21 protein-coding genes are annotated in these 19,341 nt (G+C 37.2%); 14 read left to right on the top strand and 7 right to left on the bottom strand.

The window, feature by feature from the left end; genetic code table 11:
- Positions 1–82: 82 nt before the first annotated feature.
- Positions 83–544, bottom strand: coding sequence for an SRPBCC family protein (locus tag ACTWPF_RS14575; RefSeq protein WP_443149575.1), 462 nt, complete (start codon positions 542–544; stop codon positions 83–85).
- Positions 537–887 carry a MerR family transcriptional regulator gene (locus tag ACTWPF_RS14570; RefSeq protein ID WP_106896079.1) on the bottom strand — a complete coding sequence of 117 codons (351 nt, stop codon included), beginning with the start codon at positions 885–887 and terminating at the stop codon, positions 537–539. Before ACTWPF_RS14570 ends, ACTWPF_RS14575 begins: the two co-directional genes overlap by 8 nt.
- 344 nt (positions 888–1,231) lie before the next feature.
- Between ACTWPF_RS14570 and ACTWPF_RS14565 the strand changes: the two genes are divergently transcribed.
- Positions 1,232–1,627, top strand: a complete 396-nt coding sequence (locus ACTWPF_RS14565; protein WP_443149574.1) for a VOC family protein — start codon at positions 1,232–1,234, stop codon at positions 1,625–1,627.
- Between the two features lie 136 nt (positions 1,628–1,763).
- Here the strand turns inward: ACTWPF_RS14565 and ACTWPF_RS14560 are convergent, their stop codons facing one another.
- Positions 1,764–2,141, bottom strand: a complete 378-nt coding sequence (locus ACTWPF_RS14560) for a PH domain-containing protein (protein WP_036574470.1) — start codon at positions 2,139–2,141, stop codon at positions 1,764–1,766.
- 323 nt (positions 2,142–2,464) lie between these two features.
- Here ACTWPF_RS14560 and ahpC point away from each other — a divergent pair, with 323 nt between their 5' ends.
- The 4 genes from ahpC (at position 2,465) to ACTWPF_RS14540 (ending at position 7,777) form a co-directional block, all read left to right on the top strand.
- Positions 2,465–3,028 carry an alkyl hydroperoxide reductase subunit C gene (ahpC, locus tag ACTWPF_RS14555; protein WP_036574467.1) on the top strand — a complete coding sequence of 188 codons (564 nt, stop codon included), beginning with the start codon at positions 2,465–2,467 and terminating at the stop codon, positions 3,026–3,028.
- A gap of 14 nt (positions 3,029–3,042) precedes the next feature.
- Positions 3,043–4,614 (top strand): alkyl hydroperoxide reductase subunit F, encoded by a 1,572-nt coding sequence (gene ahpF / locus ACTWPF_RS14550; RefSeq protein WP_443149573.1) that lies wholly within the window; start codon positions 3,043–3,045, stop codon positions 4,612–4,614.
- A gap of 132 nt (positions 4,615–4,746) precedes the next feature.
- Positions 4,747–5,685 carry a hypothetical protein gene (locus tag ACTWPF_RS14545; RefSeq protein ID WP_443149572.1) on the top strand — a complete coding sequence of 313 codons (939 nt, stop codon included), beginning with the start codon at positions 4,747–4,749 and terminating at the stop codon, positions 5,683–5,685.
- 160 nt (positions 5,686–5,845) lie between these two features.
- Complete coding sequence (locus ACTWPF_RS14540) at positions 5,846–7,777, top strand: fructose-1,6-bisphosphatase (protein WP_106896083.1); 1,932 nt, start codon at positions 5,846–5,848, stop codon at positions 7,775–7,777.
- Between the two features lie 350 nt (positions 7,778–8,127).
- Here ACTWPF_RS14540 and ACTWPF_RS14535 read toward each other — a convergent pair whose 3' ends face one another.
- The gene (locus tag ACTWPF_RS14535; protein WP_443149571.1) at positions 8,128–8,451 is read right to left on the bottom strand and encodes a MazG-like family protein; all 324 of its coding nucleotides are present in this window, start codon (positions 8,449–8,451) and stop codon (positions 8,128–8,130) included.
- 165 nt (positions 8,452–8,616) lie between these two features.
- Here ACTWPF_RS14535 and ACTWPF_RS14530 point away from each other — a divergent pair, with 165 nt between their 5' ends.
- From ACTWPF_RS14530 to ACTWPF_RS14490, 9 genes are all read left to right on the top strand, one after another.
- Positions 8,617–9,321, top strand: a complete 705-nt coding sequence (locus ACTWPF_RS14530; RefSeq protein WP_443149570.1) for a response regulator transcription factor — start codon at positions 8,617–8,619, stop codon at positions 9,319–9,321.
- A complete protein-coding gene (locus ACTWPF_RS14525; protein WP_443149569.1) occupies positions 9,318–10,319 on the top strand; it encodes a sensor histidine kinase in 1,002 nt (333 codons plus the stop codon). The genes ACTWPF_RS14530 and ACTWPF_RS14525 overlap by 4 nt, the downstream gene beginning before the upstream one ends.
- An 82-nt stretch (positions 10,320–10,401) precedes the next feature.
- Positions 10,402–11,166 carry an ABC transporter ATP-binding protein gene (locus ACTWPF_RS14520; RefSeq protein WP_106896087.1) on the top strand — a complete coding sequence of 255 codons (765 nt, stop codon included), beginning with the start codon at positions 10,402–10,404 and terminating at the stop codon, positions 11,164–11,166.
- A complete protein-coding gene (locus tag ACTWPF_RS14515; protein WP_443149568.1) occupies positions 11,141–13,036 on the top strand; it encodes an ABC transporter permease in 1,896 nt (631 codons plus the stop codon). The genes ACTWPF_RS14520 and ACTWPF_RS14515 overlap by 26 nt, the downstream gene beginning before the upstream one ends.
- Positions 13,037–13,198: 162 nt before the next feature.
- The gene (locus tag ACTWPF_RS14510) at positions 13,199–14,017 is read left to right on the top strand and encodes a TIM barrel protein (protein WP_443149567.1); all 819 of its coding nucleotides are present in this window, start codon (positions 13,199–13,201) and stop codon (positions 14,015–14,017) included.
- Between the two features lie 125 nt (positions 14,018–14,142).
- Positions 14,143–14,577 carry a regulatory YrvL family protein gene (locus tag ACTWPF_RS14505; protein WP_443149566.1) on the top strand — a complete coding sequence of 145 codons (435 nt, stop codon included), beginning with the start codon at positions 14,143–14,145 and terminating at the stop codon, positions 14,575–14,577.
- Between the two features lie 128 nt (positions 14,578–14,705).
- A complete protein-coding gene (locus ACTWPF_RS14500) occupies positions 14,706–15,299 on the top strand; it encodes a TetR/AcrR family transcriptional regulator (RefSeq protein ID WP_443149565.1) in 594 nt (197 codons plus the stop codon).
- A gap of 2 nt (positions 15,300–15,301) precedes the next feature.
- Positions 15,302–16,213, top strand: coding sequence for a lysostaphin resistance A-like protein (locus tag ACTWPF_RS14495; RefSeq protein ID WP_443149564.1), 912 nt, complete (start codon positions 15,302–15,304; stop codon positions 16,211–16,213).
- 29 nt (positions 16,214–16,242) lie between these two features.
- Entirely contained in the window at positions 16,243–16,878 is a 636-nt protein-coding gene (locus ACTWPF_RS14490) for a hypothetical protein (RefSeq protein WP_443149563.1), read from the top strand.
- Positions 16,879–16,978: 100 nt separating this feature from the next.
- Here ACTWPF_RS14490 and ACTWPF_RS14485 read toward each other — a convergent pair whose 3' ends face one another.
- The 3 genes from ACTWPF_RS14485 to ACTWPF_RS14475 form a co-directional block, all read right to left on the bottom strand.
- Positions 16,979–17,575, bottom strand: coding sequence for a class I SAM-dependent methyltransferase (locus ACTWPF_RS14485; protein WP_443149562.1), 597 nt, complete (start codon positions 17,573–17,575; stop codon positions 16,979–16,981).
- Positions 17,576–17,620: 45 nt separating this feature from the next.
- Entirely contained in the window at positions 17,621–18,517 is an 897-nt protein-coding gene (locus ACTWPF_RS14480; RefSeq protein WP_443149561.1) for an NAD(P)/FAD-dependent oxidoreductase, read from the bottom strand.
- A 164-nt stretch (positions 18,518–18,681) separates the two neighbouring features.
- Positions 18,682–19,083 carry an Rrf2 family transcriptional regulator gene (locus ACTWPF_RS14475; RefSeq protein ID WP_161465491.1) on the bottom strand — a complete coding sequence of 134 codons (402 nt, stop codon included), beginning with the start codon at positions 19,081–19,083 and terminating at the stop codon, positions 18,682–18,684.
- Positions 19,084–19,341 lie beyond the last annotated feature (258 nt).

The following is a 19,341-nucleotide window of genomic DNA, read 5'->3' as shown; positions in this document are numbered from 1 at the left end:
AGAATATTGATAGGAGTGACAAATGGAAATGTTGGCTTTTAGCTTCTCTCAATGTTTTTCCGCTTACTTTGATCCTATTGGATTAGTGAGAAGTATGGTTTAACGCTTCTTGGTTCACTCTTTCCATAAATTCATGAACAACTTTTTGGCTTCCTTTTTTGTTTGCAAGCTTCATCATGGCCCTGCCGACGAAGTTGACGCCTTTGTTATGGCCGGAGTATATGAACTTTGTGTTATTTTCGTCCACTTTTTCCAGGGTAAAACTAAAGTTAACTTCAAACGCTTTCCCAATTACAAATCGAACTGTTTTTAGTTTCTTGTCTGGTGTATCTTCGTAGGCTAAGGTTTCCACGATGTACGTTTCAACGCGTTTCCCTTCACGGTAGCTCTGTTGATGCTTCGCTCCTACTTCTGTTTCTGACTTTTCCACTATAGTATGTTCTTCGACTTTCGGCATGATTTTTTTAATGTTTTTATCCGAAAATAAGCTCCAAACAGTTTCAATATCTCTTTCAATTATCGTTTCTTCTTTCCATTCAGTCATCGTTTTCATCTTCCCTTCCAGATTTTAAAAAGTCATCAATCTCTTCGGTTTGTTTGCGTAGGTCTTCTATTTTATGCTGTATGTTTTCTCTTTTTTGAATTAGCAGATCTTCTAGGTGATAGAACGATTCGTCCTCCATAACAGAAATCATCTCTTGAATGGTAAATCCGAATCTCCTTAATTTCCCTAAAAGAATTGCTAAGAAGTAGCTACCATCATCGTAATATCGGTAATTATTATGTGGATCAATATAAGCGGGCTCTAATAGTTTCACTTCGGCGTAGTAGCGAAGTGTTTCTTTAGTCAAACCGGTTATTTCGGCAAATTCACTTATTTTATACATGATGCCTGTCCTTTCATTACGAGTTTAAACTATGTGGTGCACAACAGAGTCAATGTTTGTTTTATAGATAATTTCTATTTGCAGAAAAATACGGGAGAACGTTAATAAGAGTCTCTATTAATTGAATCAGATAGAGGTATAAATGTATATGATATTCCAGCCAAAAAGAACAGAAAACAGTCCTAACAACTTAAGAAAGTATTATAAGTAGTTAGGAAGGAGAAAAGGTATAGAGTGTTGAATTAATAAGTATAACAAATAAGATAAAGTGTTTTAGACGTCTTGTAGCACACTCACTAAATTCGGAAGAGAATAATAAAACGTTTCATAATAAGGAGGATATTATGGGTAGATTAGTTCATTTCGAGATTCATGTAGATGACATGGAACGGGCAAAAAAGTTTTATGGTGAAGTATTTGGTTGGACATTTGAGGACTGGAGCGAATATGCTGGCATGCCTTATGCTGGTGCTGTAACTGGTGATGACAATGAGCTTGGAATTAATGGCGCGTTAATGCAACGACAAGGGCCACCTCCAGAAACGAACCAAGCGTTGAATGGATTTGCTTGTACAATGAACGTAGAGAATTATGACTCAACGGAATCAAAGATTTTAGAGCGTGGAGGGCGGGTAGCATTGCCCAAATATGCACTCCCAGGCATGGCGTGGCAAGGGTATTATACCGATACAGAAGGAAACACATTTGGTATTCATCAACCGGATGAGAATGCGAAATAAGTGAGCTAATAGTTTTAATGATCAACTAGATAACTAATTAAAAGAATAAAAGCATGGCTGGTTTTATAATTTAAAAACCAGCCATGCTTTTTGTGCAATCTATATTGAAATTAGATTATAGTCCGGATATATTCTATTACCCGCAAGCAGCGGCCAACACCTTTTGAATATCATAAATGCTGTCATCTTTCTTGAAATTCTTTGCCACAAGTGGTTCGATATTTCCAGATATCCATATCTTCAGTTCGGCATCCATATCAAAAGTCCCCGCTGTCTCAATACTAAAATGCGAGATACTTTTATACAGAATGGAGTGGAATTCAGTTTTTTTGCCAGTTATCCCTTGCTTATCTACTAAAATAAGACGCTTATCCGTAAAAATAAATAAGTCCCTTAATACCTTAAATGCTACGTTTACTTCTTCGCCGTCTATAAATAGTTTGCTAAATTCCCTCTTTATTTCACCTTTGTCCACATTCGAAGCGTTACCCAATAACCCATCAAGAAATCCCATGAAATAACCTCCAATATTTTTATTAATACATGACTAAATTCCGCATGATAACTACACTAATACATATGTTGAAACCATACTCTCAGTATAACAATACGTCTATATTTCTGCATTTATTCCCTATGAAAAGGCAAGAAGAAAATAATTAAATAAATCTCAATTATAATCTCCAAATGATAACGGTTTCATTACATAAAATTGACTATAATGTGAAATATAATATGGTGTTTCGGATATCTCTTGCAATGTTTGGCAATATATATTAGTGTATGCTTTATTAGAATAACTATTATTAAAATGCACCTATAGGAGGAATTTACACAATGTCTTTAATCGGATCAGAAGTAAAACCATTTAATGCAAAAGCTTATTTCAACGGTGACTTTGTAGATGTAACAGAAGAAAACTTCAAAGGTCAATGGAGCGTAGTATGTTTCTACCCAGCAGACTTCTCATTTGTTTGCCCAACTGAACTTGAAGATTTACAAAATGAATATGCAACGCTAAAAGACCTAGGAGTAGAAGTATACTCTGTATCAACGGATACGCATTTCGTTCATAAAGGTTGGCATGACACTTCCGAAAAAATCGGTAAAATTACGTATACAATGATCGGTGACCCATCCCAAACGATTTCTCGTAATTTCGAAGTGCTAAACGAAGAATCAGGTCTTGCAGATCGTGGTACGTTTATTATCGATCCAGACGGTGTTATTCAAACAGTAGAAATTAATGCAGACGGCATTGGCCGTGATGCTAGTGTGCTTGTTGATAAAATCAAAGCAGCACAATATGTTCGTAAAAATCCTGGTGAAGTTTGCCCTGCTAAATGGGAAGAAGGCTCTGAAACACTTACACCAAGCCTAGACCTAGTAGGTAAAATTTAAGGAGTGCGATAAGCATGCTTGAATCAAACATTAAAGCACAACTAGACCAATACCTGCAATTACTTGAAAGTGATATTGTACTGAAAGTAGATACAGGCGACGATAGTGTATCAAAAGAAATGCAGGAGCTTGTTGATGAAATTGCTTCTATGTCATCGAAGATCACTATCGAAAAAGCAAGCTTGAAAAGAACACCTAGCTTTAGTGTGAACCGTGTTGGCGAAGACACTGGGGTAACCTTTGCTGGCGTTCCACTTGGACATGAGTTCACATCACTAGTGCTCGCTTTACTACAAGTTAGTGGAAGAGCTCCCAAGGTAGATCAAAGTGTTATAGACCAAGCGAAAAAGGTTAAAGGTGAGTTCCACTTTGAAACCTATGTAAGTCTTACGTGTCATAACTGCCCAGACGTCGTACAAGCACTAAATATGATGAGTGTGCTTAATCCTAGTATTACTCACACCATGATTGATGGAGCTGCCTTCAAAGAAGAAGTAGACAGCAAAAACATCATGGCTGTCCCAACTGTAACCTTAAATGGGGAAGAGTTTGGTAGTGGTCGTATGACAGCTGAAGAGATGCTTGCCAAATTAGGTAGCGGACCAGATGCAGCCGAACTATCTGAAAAAGATCCATACGACGTGCTTGTTGTTGGTGGAGGCCCTGCTGGAGCTAGTGCTGCCATCTATGCTGCACGTAAAGGCATCCGCACTGGGATTGTAGCAGAACGTTTTGGTGGACAAGTACTAGACACAATGAGCATTGAGAACTTCATTAGTGTAAAAAGTACCGAAGGACCGAAGCTTGTTGCAAGCTTAGAAGAACATGTTAAAGATTACGGAATAGATGTTTTGAACTTACAACGTGTACGTCACGTAGAGAAGAAAGATATGTTTGAAATAGAGCTAGATAATGGCGCTATTCTAAAAAGCAGAACGGTAATTGCTTCTACTGGTGCAAGCTGGCGTAAGCTTGGTGTACCTGGAGAAGAGGAGTTCGCTAACAAAGGTGTAGCATACTGTGCACATTGTGATGGCCCATTATTTGAAGGAAAAGACGTTGCTGTCGTCGGTGGAGGAAACTCTGGCGTCGAGGCTGCGATTGACCTAGCAGGTATCGTAAACCATGTAACTGTTCTTGAGTTCTCTGATACCTTAAAGGCTGATGAAGTACTTCAAAATAGTCTAGCTAAACTCCCTAACGTAACGGTTGTTAAAAATGCTCAAACAACGGAAATCACTGGTTCTGACAATGTGAATGGCATCAAGTATCTTGATCGTGAAACAAATGAAGAGAAACAAATCAATTTACAAGGTGTGTTTGTCCAAATTGGCCTGGTACCAAATACAAGTTGGCTTGATAATACGGTTGAAAAGAACCGCATCGGCGAAGTCGTAGTGGACAAGCATGGTGCTACAACAGTATCAGGTTTGTTTGCAGCAGGTGACTGTACAGATAGTGTCTATAACCAAATTATTATCTCGATGGGGTCTGGAGCGACAGCTGCACTAGGAGCTTTTGATTATCTAATCAGAAACCCGATTGAAGCAGGTGCCGTTGAAGATGAACTTGTTAACCAAGAGTAAATAATTTAATACACCATAATGAATGACCTTAGATGAGGACGTAGTCTTTATCTAGGGTCTTCTTTTAGTGGTTTAACCCGTGAAACTTTTGTAAAAGACTTTCCGTAATAAATAAGGGAGGGGGAATTTATAATGATAGATCGATTAAATGAAGAACTTATACAGGTGAAAGCAGATCTAAGAAAAAAGAATAAATGGAAGAATCAAGTGACGGATTATGAAAGGGAACGTACTGAAATTGATAGTATTATATCCAACTTAAAGAAGCAACTTGTTGAAGAGGAAAAGGATGTTGAAAAGTTAGAAGGGTTTAGTATTTCTGGAGTATTCCTAGCACTAAAAGGAAGTAAAGAGGAAAAGATAGAAAAAGAGAAGCAAGAAATAATTGCTGTCCAGTTGGAATTGCAGGAAGCAGAGAAAACGAAAAGGGAATTAGAGAAAGCACTAACAGAACTAAGATATGAACTGGAAAAACTAGGGAATGTAGAGGCAAGGTATCAACAACTATTTGCTGAAAAAGAGCAATACATCAAACAAAGTAACAATTCCTCAGCTGCTATGTTAGTTCAGCTAACGGAGCAAGAAGGCGATACAAAAGCATACATGGTTGAACTCAATGAAGCCATTAAGGCAGGTTCTTATGTAGTGGAAGATTTGGATAGTGCGCATGCCTCATTAGATAGTGCGGCAAATTGGGGTACCTTTGATATGTTTGGCGGAGGGGCTATTTCAGGAATCGCAAAACATGGTCACATAGACGACGCTACAGCAGCGATCCACAAGGCGCAAACAAGCATGCGACGTTTCCAAAAAGAATTGCTAGATGTAGAGGAAGAATTAGACGTCCAAATTGATATCTCAGGTATGCTTAAATTTGCCGACTTTTTCTTGGACGGAATCTTTGTCGACTTTATGGTTCAAAACAGAATAAATGAAGCCAGAGATCAAGTGAACAATAAACAGGCTGAAGTCGAAAGGATCATAAGAGATCTAGAAAGAGAAGTAGATGCAAACAGGAAAAAACTTGAAGAGATTAAGCTAGGTAGACAGAATGTAATTGAAAATGCGTAGTAAACAACCCTTTTAACGTTTTTAGTGTGCTTGTCGATAGCAATCCATACTTTTCCAAGGTTGTGCGACCAAATCGAGTTCACTTAGCAGGCACTTTTCAGTTATACTAGTAATAATGTAGTTGAAATAGATTTAACTGTTAAAAGGGGATGCAATCGTTTTGAAAAACAAGTTTTTGGATTTACTTGCACAACGTTATGAAAGTGAAGAAAAAGTCGTAACCGAAATTATCAACCTTGAAGCCATCCTCGACTTGCCTAAGGGAACAGAGCATTTTGTTAGTGATTTGCACGGGGAATATCAAGCATTTCAACATGTGCTACGAAATGGCTCGGGCAAAGTGAAAGAGAAAATAAGAGACCGTTTTTCCAATGAATTATCTGAAGAAGAGATCACAGAATTTGCGACATTGGTTTATTATCCAGAAGAAAAACTACAATTGATTAAGAGCCATTTTGCAAATAAAAAAGAGATAAATGAATGGTACATAAAAAAGATTGAACATTTGATTCAGCTCGTTTCCTATGCTTCTTCTAAGTATACAAGGTCGAAATTGCGTAAAGCATTACCAAAGCAATTTGTATATATTATTGAAGAACTTCTATATAAAACAGACGATTACACCAATAAGAAACCCTATTATAAAAAAATCGTGGAGCAAGTTATTTCACTCGATCAAGCGGATGAATTAATTATAGGCCTTGCCTATACAACACAGCGACTGGTAGTTGACCATCTTCATGTGGTGGGGGACATTTACGACCGTGGTCCGGAACCGGATAAAATTATGGATACGCTCATTAATTACCATTCTGTTGATGTGCAATGGGGAAACCACGATGTGCTCTGGTTAGGTGCGTTTGCAGGTTCGAAGGTTTGTCTAGCGAATATTATCCGTATCTGCGCTCGTTATGACAACTTGGATATAATAGAAGACGTTTATGGAATTAACCTTCGACCACTGCTTAATTTGGCGGAGAAGTACTATGAGGATAATTCAGCATTTAGACCGAAAAGACATTCCAATAAAAAAATATCGGATCAAGAACAATCACAAATCACGAAAATTCATCAAGCAATTGCGATGATTCAATTTAAGCTGGAGAGTCCAATCATCAAAAGACGCCCTAACTTCAATATGGAGAAACGGCTAGTTTTGGAGAAGGTTAATTACGAGAAAAACGAGATCACATTGCGCGGGGAAACGTATCCATTAGATAACACCTGTTTTGCAACAGTGAACCCAGAACAACCGGATCAATTACTAGAGGAAGAACAGCAAGTAATCGATAAATTATTATTCTCTGTCAGGCATTCCGAAAAATTGGGCAGACATATGCGCTTCCTGATGAAAAAGGGAAGCCTTTACCTCAAGTATAATGGAAACCTGTTAATACATGGCTGTATTCCGATAGATGAGCAAGGAAATATGGAAGAGATGAAGATTGAGAACAAATCTTATGCAGGCCGTGAACTGCTTGATATATTTGAACATTATTTACGCTATTCTTTTGCCCACCCTGAAGAGACAGATGACCTTGCGACAGATATGGTCTGGTATTTGTGGACAGGTGAGCATTCTTCCTTATTTGGAAAAAGAGAAATGACGACCTTTGAGCGGTATTTTATTACAGATAAGAAAACACATAAAGAAGTGAAAAATCCGTATTATTACATGCGTGAAAATGAGGATATCTGCCACAAGATTTTAAAGGAATTTGAACTCGACCCGATGCATGGTCATATTATCAACGGCCACACACCAGTCAAAGAAATCGAAGGGGAGAACCCAATTAAAGCAAATGGAAAAATCGTTGTGATCGATGGAGGATTCTCCAAAGCTTACCAACCGACAACAGGAATCGCCGGCTACACATTATTATACAACTCCTATGGCATGCAGCTTGTCGCCCATAAACATTTCAATTCCAAGCAAGAAGTATTGCACAATGGAAATGATGTTTTATCCGTGAAGAGGTTAGTGGATAAGGAATTGAAGCGGAAAAAAGTGCGTGAGACCAATGTTGGAGAGAGCTTGTTACAGGAGATTTCTATGTTGAAGGGTCTTTTGAAATATCGGTATATGAAGTAATGGATCTAGTAGGGCATAATTGACAGTATATATAAATAAAATTATACTAATAATAAGAAAAAGGTATCGAGTAGCTCGAACTACCCGATACCACAACTACATCCGCATAAAGAGCGGTTGACCAATTGTTTGACGATCTAAAAAGAAGTAACCACTACCATGGTCTGGGGGCGGTTACTTCTTTTTGTTTAGAAAGATGACGAATGTGGCGATAAGTGTTATTTCTGCTTTTATATGCTTTTTCAATGTTTTAGGAGATCAAAAATAGTAGAGGGGAAAATAGAGGAACTTTTAATATCTAGTGTTATCTGTTTATGCAGATTTGCTAGTATTCAAGGAAATGTTTCTCATTAATCCTCAACCTCAATTAGAAAGATTCTGTCAGTAAAGCCTCCTCTTTTGTCAGCTTTTTCTTTCCGTACTTTTTCTATTTCATCAAAGGACGCCCCATGCACACCAGCAAGTGCATGCATTAACTCTAAAACATCTGCAAGTTCTTCTAGAGCATCGGTATCTGTAGTCGTTTCTATATACTCGGTTATCTCCTCGTTTAGCTTTGCTTTCAGCTCTTCTATGTAACGATCATTTGATAAGATTTCTGTTTTGAAGTCTTTTCCTGTGTCTTTGATGATCTCTGGAATTTTGTCTCGGACTAGTTTGTTATAGGTTGGCAAGATATTTCCTCCTTGTAGTGTCTATTATATATTAATTCAAATAATCCTACTGTTAAAAATTATACTAACTAAAAGTTACACACTCCATTTCCCTCATCATGGTATTTCCCGGGATTGTTATGTAAAATTGAACATGAATGAAATATGGAGCTAGGAGACGTATATATGAAAAAAATAATGGTTGTGGAAGATGATATGAAAATTGCAGAGTACTTATCTTCTTATATAAAAAAATATGAATATGATGTGAGGGTTGCCATCAACTTTACAGATATCATGGGAACATTTCGAGAAGTGCAGCCTGATCTTTTGTTACTGGATATCAATCTTCCTAGCTATGATGGGTATTATTGGTGCAGGCAAATCCGCAAAGAATCCATTTGCCCGGTCATCTTTATTTCGGCACGGACAGGGGAGATGGACCAAGTCATGGCAATTGAAAATGGCGGAGATGACTTTATTACAAAGCCGTTCCATCCTGATATCGTGATGGCCAAAATTAGAAGTCAGCTCAGGCGCGCTTACGGTGAATATGCGGTTAAGAATGAGGAAAGAGTGTTGACCCAAGCGGGATTAAGTCTATATCCTGAACGGTTAGAATTACGTTATAAAAATGAAGTAGCGCAATTAACTAAAAAAGAAACAGATATTACAGAAAGTCTACTTGATCGTTATCCTCGGATTGCTGGTAGACAGGATCTGTTAGCAAAACTATGGGATGACGAAGCCTTTGTAGATGAAAATACGCTGAATGTGAATATTACGCGTGTTCGAAAAAAGTTTCAAGAGATCGGAATAGAAGACGCGGTGGAAACCGTTAGAGGAGCAGGATATCGCTTACGCGTTACATGGGGAGAGGAGAATGCATGAAGCTATTTCTTCGCGAAAACTTACTACTTATCGTTACGCAGCTCAGCCAATGTGTCATGATTTCCGTATTATTTTGGCTAGACGGCTATCGAGGGAAGGGCGTCATTATCTATGCAATTCTCCTTTCAATTGTGTTATTAACGGCCTTTCTTATTTACCGTTATATTAGTAGAAAAAACTTTTACCAAAGGTTACAAGATCCAATGGCGAAGCTGGATGAGTCCCTTGAAATTACGGAACAAACTCCAATTTCAGAAGCCTTGGATCAATTATTACTCGCGCAATTTAGGTTATACCAAGAAGAACTTCAACAGGCAGAAGAATCACAGAATGAGCACCTTCTGTTCATGGATCGCTGGGTACACCAAATGAAGACCCCGCTTTCAGTTATTGAATTAACGGCACGCACACTGGATGAGCCGGAATCCTCAAGTATTCGGGAAGAAACAGAGCGAATGCGAAACGGTCTGAACACGGTTCTTTATATGGCCAGACTTCGTACGATTACAGAGGACTTCCAGGTGAAGCCAGTTACCCTATCCAAGCTAATTCGTGAAGTGAATCAAGAAAATAAACTATTTTATATTCGTCATGAGGTGTTTCCACAACTAAGAGAGGAGAAACCTGGCATAACCGTAGAATCTGATGAGAAGTGGCTTTTCTTTTTGTTAACCCAGCTCATACATAATGCGGTGAAATATTCAATAGGCAAAGCAAAACACATTGTTTTAAGCATTTTCGAGCACGAAGGAAATGCAGTTCTCGAAGTAAAAGACTTTGGAATTGGTATCCCTGATGTGGATCAGAAGCGAGTTTTTAATAAGTTTTATACAGGAGAAAATGGCCGAAATTACCGAGAATCAACAGGAATGGGACTTTACTTAGTAAAAGAGGTTGCGGAGAGGTTGGAGCATCATATTGAAATGGAATCAACAGTTGGGGAAGGGACCACCATCCGAATCATTTTCTCTGAAACACAAAACCTTACATCGGTGTAATACTCGTGAAAGCATAATCGATAGTTTAAAGTACAACACGTAGACTATACTTTTGTTAGAAGCTCGAAAAAGGAGAATGATTATGCTGAGACTTTCAAAAGTAAGTAAGATATATGAAGGAAAAGTTGCTTATCGTGCCCTAACGGATATCAACTTAGAAATTGAAAAGGGTGAATTTGTCTCTATTATGGGGCCATCTGGGAGCGGGAAAACGACCCTTCTTAATATTATTTCTACAAACGATATGCCAACTACGGGAGAAGTAGAAATAGAAGGGGAAAACCCACACAAGCTAAAGAAAAATGCCCTGGCAAAATTCCGCCGTAATGAGTTGGGTTTTATTTTTCAGGATTTTAACCTGCTGCATACATTAACGGTGGAAGAAAATATTGTGTTGCCACTTACATTAGATGGTACCCGGGTTAAAGAAATGAAAGAGAAGGCTCGTGACATTGCGGAGAGTCTTGGTATTTCAGCAATCATGAAGAAGCGCACGTATGAAATATCTGGTGGTCAGGCGCAAAGAGTAGCCATTGCTAGAGCCATGATTCATAAGCCTAAATTACTGTTAGCCGATGAACCTACTGGGAACCTAGATTCAAAAGCATCTAAAGATGTCATGAACATGCTTGAAGAGATTAATGAGAAGGAAAAGACAAGTCTGTTAATGGTAACACATGACCCACAGGCAGCTAGCTATTCAGATCGGGTTATTTTTATCCGGGATGGGAAGCTCCATTCTGAAATCCATCGTGGGGAGAATAGACAAGCATTTTTCCAGAAGATCATTGACATGCTTTCCTTGATGGGAGGGGACGGCAATGACTTTTCGTCAGTTCGCGTTTAATAACGTCTTACGAAATAAACGGCTGTATATTGCCTACTTCCTTAGTAGCATGTTCACAGTGATGGTCTTCTTCACCTTTGCTATCTTTGCATTTCATCCAGCGTTTTCCAATGGTTCCGTTAATCAAAATGCGCTATTAGGAATGGCAGCTGCAGGTGGAATTATTTATGTGTTTTCTTTCTTTTTCGTCTTGTATTCAATGAGTTCCTTTCTACAGTCGAGGAAAAAAGAGTTTGGTCTTTTAATCATGTTAGGGGCGACCAATAAGCAAATACGTCTCATGGTGTTCTTAGAAAACATCTTAATAGGATTTTTTGCAACAGTAGGTGGGATACTGGCAGGGCTATTATTCGCTAAAGCTATCCTCCTCGTTGCTGAAAATGTCTTAATCATAAGTGAGTCACTTCCGTTCTATTTTCCAACACTTGCTGTCGTCGTAACGTTTGGAAGCTTTATGCTGTTGTTTTTCTTCATATCTGTTTTTGTATCGTTTATTCTTCGTACAAATAAATTAACAGACTTAGTGAAGGGGGATAAGCAGTCCAAAGGGGAACCGAAAGCATCGGTATTCTTATCTGTTGTTGCAGCATTTCTCCTCCTGATTGGATATGGCACGGCAGTATTAGTAGAGGGGATATATGTTGTATATGCAATGATCCCAGTTATTCTCGTAGTCACACTTGGTACGTATCTTCTTTTCACGCAACTGAGCGTGTTTTTCATCCGCCGGGTAAAAAACAATACTTCTATTTTTTGGCGGAAAACCAATATGCTGTTATTCTCGGATTTATCGTTTCGCATGAAGGATAATGCTAGAACGTTTTTCATGGTAGCCATTATTTCTACAGTTGCGTTTAGTGCAATTGGTACATTATATGGTTTTCAATCCTACCTAACTAAAGGGGTAAAGGAGATGAATCCATTTACCGTCACGTATAGTCCGTGGCTGGAAGATAGTGAGGAAATTATTGAGAATGATATTAATAAAATAGATGAGATATTGAAAGAAGAAAATGTTGAGACCAAAATGGAAGACATGGAATTGACTTATTTTGAAATGCCTGAACAGGATCGGCAAGTACTCATAACCAAGGCCTCTGACTATAATCGTTTTGCGGCGTTATTAGACGAAGAAGCACTAAGTCCAGAAAAAAATGAAGCGATTGTAGTGGAACAGAGTGATGCCATGCTGACACAGGGAACCAAAGCCAGTGAAATCTTAATGGCATCCAACGTTGCATTAGAAAGCGGGGAAGAAATTAAACCAAGTCATGTAATCAAATCTGCTGTATTAGGTGAACTAAACGGTTATTATGTGGTGAATGACGAGATCTACAATCAGCTTGGCACAGTTGTAAGAAGTGATCATAGCGCTGCTTGGAAGGCAGAGGACGGCCAAACGGAGCAGGTAATCGAAGCGGGTAAAAAGCTAAGTGAACAACTAGAATATAAAGCATTTTCAGTGGATTATAGCCTTTATGAAATCAATAAAGCGTTTGGGCCAATCTTATTTATCGGCTTATTTATTGGGATTGTGTTCTTCGTTTCTGCCGGAAGCTTTCTGTACTTCCGTTTATTTACGGATCTGGATGAAGAGAAGCGCAAGTTCCGATCCATTGCCAAAATTGGTTTAACAGAAACGGAGTTAAAAAAGGTAGTAAACAGACAAATTGCTCTCCTATTTTTCTCGCCGATTTTAGTGGCATTAGTTCATGGCATTGTGGCACTTACTGCTTTATCTCATTTGTTTGATTACAATCTTACAGTTGAATCTTCGCTCGTGCTAGGAAGTTTCGCTGTTATACAGATTGTATACTTCTTAATTGTACGCTTCTTCTATGTGAAGCAAGTAAAGAGAATGGTGTTTTAGGCCAACAGTGGAGTTTGATATATATCTTTATAATGGGAGCGTTAATCAAAAGAGGATTAACGCTCTTTTTGTTGAATTTAATTAAGTAGAGGAAAGAAATACGTGAGATAAGTTTGTGTGTATGACGAAAGTACGAATATTGGAAGAGGGGGGAATTGAAATATGCATCGTATTGGTCTTTCTGGAAGTGTCATAATGTCAGATCCTGAAAAGCTCCCTTTATTATTTAGTAAGAAAGATATAAGTCATATAGAAATTGGTGAGTTTCCAAACGAGGAGTCATTTAACGATTTTTTAGAATTGGTTAGGAAGAAAAATGTAACCTTTGGTCTACACTCTCCTTTGTATAGAAATCAAAGTAAAAATGATTTATTGCAAAAAATACAGTGCGAACCAGAGCAGGCTTGGCAACAGCTTGAAGTGGAAGTTAACTATATGTCCCAGTTAGGGGCTGAGTATATTCTAGTGCACTTTCCTTATTTTAAAGAAGAACAAGATATCGATACTTCAGCAATCATTGAAGACGGGATTAAACGGTTAGTTTTACTACAAGAAAAATATTCTACACCCATTGTTTGCGAGCCAAAACTCGGTCTTAATAAATCTACATTTGGAATTAGAGCGCTTGATAATTTTCCGATTGAAGTTTGGGACAAATATGGAATAAAACTTTGTATAGATATCGGGGATTATTTATTGGCAACTGGCGACAAAGTAATGGATTATATTGAAAAGTGGAAGAGCCATATTAAAGTAGTCCATTTACATAATGTAGAGTTTCATAACAATAAATATATTTGGGTACCTGTTCACCCTTCACATGAAAAAGACAATACCCATTTTAATGTAGAGAATTTAATTAATAAGCTCTTAAGTAGTTCAAACGTGTTTTTTGTTTTTGAACATACTCCACATTCAAATCCCACAGAAGCATTCGTGAACGAGGGAATTAGTTGGGTAAAAGAAATAATAGAAAGCTAAATTCCTCTTTATTTTTAATTAGGTTTTCTTACGTTTGTCTTTAAGTGAAGGGGATTATCGGAAAATGAAACATTAACAATCCAAGTCAAATAGTAGTACGGAACTTTGTATTTAAGAAGGCAGAGGTGAGTCCATTTCGTGATATGAATTGGAAAGAAAAAATGGCGTCAATTGTTGGAATATCAATCTTTATTATTTTTTTGGTTGGTTTTGTAGTGGGGGTTTACTTTTTTGGAATCGCGGGTGTCTTCAATCTACTTGGTGTGGAGTACGATACGGTTTGGTCACTGTTATTATTTGTTATCAGTTTCTATTTTCTTGGGATTATTGTTGAAATTTTTTCTAAAGCTATTTTCAAGCTGACAACGCTATACATAAAAGGGAAATCTAAAGTAATGGTTATTCGAGTTTGTATTGAATTCACATCCAATTGGTTAGTCCTTTATACAGTGGATGAGTTCATGAGTAGCATTACACTTTCAATTAAAACAGAGATTATCGTTGCAGTGTTGATTGCATTATTAGAAATTGTTTTTGAAGATGCCGTGGATGAGGAATGAGTTGCTAATTCACGGCATTAGAGTCACTATTATTAGGTCTAATATAATTTGACATAATCCATATCTAGATATAAAATGAATTTGATTGACTGATCAATTAAATTAAGAGTGTCTTGGGAGGAAATAAAATGAATAGTAGAGATTATATAGAAACAGATGAACGAAAAAAACAAATTATTAATTCCGCCATAAGTGTGCTGACAGAAATAGGATACGTAAAAACAACGCTATCGAAAATAGCTCAAAATATAAATATTAGCACGGGTCTTATTTCGTACCATTTTTCTGGAAAAGAAGATCTTATGCAAAACACGTTAAGATATCTTGTGTTAGAAGAACGGGCTTTTATCCAAGAAAGAGTTGAAAAAGAAAAATCAAACATGAATAAATTAATTACGTATATCAAAGCGAGCTTAACTTATCAGGCGACATATCGTGACAATAATATTGCATTACTAGAAATTGTTTTTAATGCTCGAACCCCTGAAAATATTCCATATTATCTAGTGGATATTGACGAAAAAGACGCATTAGATGATCTGTTAGATGAAATACTACGCAACGGTGTATTGGCTAAAGAATTTGTTGATATCGACCCAAAAGTTATTGCAGTTATCGTTCGAGGAGCTATATCTGGATCAATATTAAAAACTAATGATGAATTAAATTTTGAAGCATATACGGAAAAGGTAATTAAGAGTGTCAAAAGGCTGGTCATATAATTATGAAAAAATCAAACAGAGAGGTTCCAAGTGGAGTACCGTATCACCGTGTCATGGTAAGCAATAAACCACAAGTCTTACGTGGTTTAATAGCTTTTATCCTTCTTATCGGTGGAATGTTTATCTTCATTTTAGGTTTCTCGCTAATCGGCGGTGAGATTGACAGTCGTGTGTTTGGACGTACTAGTCCTGTAAAAGGTGGTACAGATTATACGCCTATTTATATGGCAAGTAATTTTCTTGCAGTTGGTCTGCTCATTCCTTGGAGCATGATATTACAACGATGGCTTTACGGTATGAAAGGTAATATATTGCATTCAGTTCTTTCTTCATTTCGTGCAGAACTTTTTGGGCGTGCAATATTAGTTACACTCCCTATTATGACTGTATGTATTGTAATACTAAACTATTTCGCTCCCTACACTGTAACGGAATGGACTACGACTGACTTATTACTAATCCTTGCTTTAAGTATATTACTGGTACCACTTCAAAGTGCCGGAGAAGAGTACGGGTTTCGTGGACTTGTTTTTCAAATTTCCTCCAGTTGGTTCAAAAACCCTAAAGCATCTCTTGTTGTTGGAATAACTGTTTCTAGTTTATTGTTTGCATCTATTCATCTATCACCTGACCTTTGGTTCAACCTACATTACATTATGCTTGGTATTTCTTTCGGAATAATGACGTGGCGAACTGGTGGGTTAGAGTATGCAGTAGTAATTCATGCACTTAATAATACTCTTACTTATATCCTCGCTACAGTGTTACGAACTGATTTGTTAGCTGATGTAGACCGAACAGATGGAATGGAAGGGACTTGGATTATATTCATCCCCTCGGCTGCTAGTATTCTGATAAGTATATTTATATGGTATAAAACACGCCATACCGGTCCCGTATTAACTTCTAATTAGAATCATAAGTAAGGAGAGGATGTATGTATATGTTACGTTCTAATAGAAGACGTAGACAGTTAAATAAAGTTAAGGGAGGAAACGGTGAGAAGTTAAAAGATTATAAGAAATGGCATATATTTACTCGAACTGTATTTTATATAAAAATTAAGAATGACAAAGATGAGTTAGTTGATTATGCTGTAAATTATCCATATTTCGTTGAAGAACCAAGAGCTGAATTATACCGTGCTGGAAAACAAGTTGCTTACTCAAAACTTCCGGCTACTTTCTCTATAGATGATGGTGTAATTGAAGTTTCTTCAGGCTCCTATGGAATTAAGAGAATACACTATGTTGATAATGAAGGAAAAGAATACCCTATGCACCCGGATAATAATTCAGTTAGAGGATTACGCTTAAGGCTAGAGAAAAAACACCCTACACTGAGTAAGTTAGTAGGGTGTACTTCAATCTGCCTTTTATTATTAACTGCAATTCTAGGTCTTCCTCAGATACTTGAAGGTATTACTCAAATTCCTTGGGTTTCAGATAACTTTGGAACATTTGTATCTCCAATTAATTTTAATTATATTGAAAATATCTTAATCGCGGGAATTGGAGCATTGGCTGGTGCAGAACGTGCACTTCTACTCCGCAACAAAAGATTGCTGGCTTTACTATAATCAAACTGTATACAATTTGCCTTTAGCGATAATTATTTAAGTCACTTTGAGTATTAGTCGCTATTCTTATTAAAAGTGTTAAAGTCCGCTTTATACTCTATTATCTCATGCTACTTGAGATAAACATGGAAGCATCTTGATTCATAAAAATCCGTGTTCCATGATGAAATGTCTTGATTTGAGTTGATTTAAAGCCAACTTCTGTTAAGCAATTTTTCAGTTCTTCGTGAGTAAAACCGTTGTGTACTTTGGGATGATTGATTTTATCGTTTTTGTCAAAATCAACAATGATTAACTTGCCACCACTATTTAAAACTTTGAACAGCTGTTGTAAGATTTTCTTCGTATCCGGGATATGAAGAAGGACAAGAGATGTTAGAATGATGTCTGCCTTAAGTGCAGGAGTTTCTTGAGTGAAATTTGAGTAAACTGCTTTTGCATTGTTAATACCCCTTTCGTTAATTTTCGCTTGCGCAACGTCAGTCATTTGTTTAGATGAGTCTACTAGTATGATAGAATCCGCTAAGTCGGTTAATTCTAAACTAACGAGACCAGTACCACTCCCATAGTCAAGGAGGGATTTTGATTTACTGTTTCGTAATTCTGATTTCACCTCTTTCACAATTACATTTGCTAATTCTATTCTATCTTCTGAATCATATCTCTTTGCTAGCTGTTCAAAAACATTTTGTTCCACATTATACTCCTCCTATTCGTTCTTGATTAAAGTCTATCTCATAAGCTAAAAATCTTCTTCTGTTAAATCCATATTTACAGCAGCTGCTGTTCGACTACCATCGGCTGCAGCAAAGATTAATTGAGATGGATTCACATAGGAGGCATCCCCGGCAATATATAAATCTTTTATAGAAGTACGACCAAAATCATCGGTTACCAATGTGCCTGATTGCTCCTTTTCACAGCCTAGGTTTTCAACGAGTTGTATATTAGGCGCCATTTCTGACATAACAAAGCCAGCCCTTCGCTTTATTTCTGTTCCATCTTTGAAGCGAACCTTTTCAAGCTGGCCATTTTTCCCGAGAAAAGAGGAAACAGCTTGTTCCATTATCTTAATTCCTTTTGTTTCCAATTTCCCCTTTTGTTCATCATCCAGTAGAGAATGACCATTTGTACAAACAACTAAGTCCTTACTCCAATTGTAGATTGTTTTTACATAATGGAATACGTGAGGTGATTCAGATACGATAACTAACGGCTGATCACGCTGCTCCCAGCCATCGCAATAGGGGCATACGAATAAACTTTTACCGTAAAAGGAATAGAACCCTTCAATCTTAGGAAAGATTTCGCTTACCCCTGTAGCCATGATGACTTTTCTTGCTTGATAAACAAGACCAGAAGAATCTCGAACCTCAAATCCAGCATCCACTTTTTCAACAGAAGACACCTCTGCTTGTAAATGATCAATGGTAGGGTATCGTAATAATTCATTTGCCGCTATTGTACGAAATTCAGTTGGTGTTACACCGTCTCTTGTAATAAAACCATGTGAAGCATGTGTTACTGCATTCCTCGGATTATTATTATCGATTAAGGCAATATGTCGTCGGGCTCTTCCAAGCACTAGTGCTGCATTTAGCCCTGCTGGACCACCGCCAATAATAATACAATCATACATTTTAAATTCCTCTCCTTTTAAAAAGATATTAAAGACTCTTTATATCTATAATTTGTGTGAAAAACATCCTTTACTACATAAAACACCACCACCCAGGAAGATATTAAAGACTCTTAATATCTGTAATACGCTTGAAAAATATGTTTACCATAACACAAAAGAAGTTATGATAAACGCTGTTCCTTTTTAACCAAATCAATCAATTTTGTTTTCCTAAGATGCTCATTCATCCTTTCCTCTGCATTTTTAATTTCAGCTTGGATTAGGCAGCCGTCACTGTGGTGAAAGTCACATTCAAATAAGGAAGCTGTTCCCTCTATTGCATGAATAATGTCTAAGAAATTAATCTCATCTCTATTGCGGGACAATTTATATCCTCCCTGGGCACCTGAGATCGAATCAATCAAGCGTGCTTTGACAAGTTTTGTTAATATCTTGGAAAGGTATGTGGGAGAAACATCTTGAGATTCAGCTAATTGCTGAACACCAATCGGTTTATCCGTTTCTGCTTTAACTAGGAATAGCATTGTATGCAAAGCGTAGTTTGTAGCCTTTGAAAATTTCATAATAAAATTGTACTCCTTTAATCGTAGACTTACAATGTCTATGATATCTTTGAATTTATTGTAAGTCAAATGGATGATCTTAAAAAGCCAATTTTATTACGTGGAATAAATTAATAGCAAAAGTAAATTTTTAAAACTAGAAGTGGTGGTGAATTCAAAATTTGCCATTTACTGTATATCTAATAATGGTATAATATAAGTGATTCTTTAGAACTAAATACGTTTACATAGCACAAGTGTTTGAAAACATAATTTCTA

The sequence above is a fragment of the Oceanobacillus sp. M65 genome (assembly GCF_052246275.1).
Taxonomy (GTDB): Bacteria; Bacillota; Bacilli; order Bacillales; family Amphibacillaceae; genus Oceanobacillus_B; species Oceanobacillus_B jordanicus.
The sequence above is the reverse complement of the archived record's forward strand: the minus strand, read 5'-3'. Positions and strand labels throughout refer to the sequence as shown.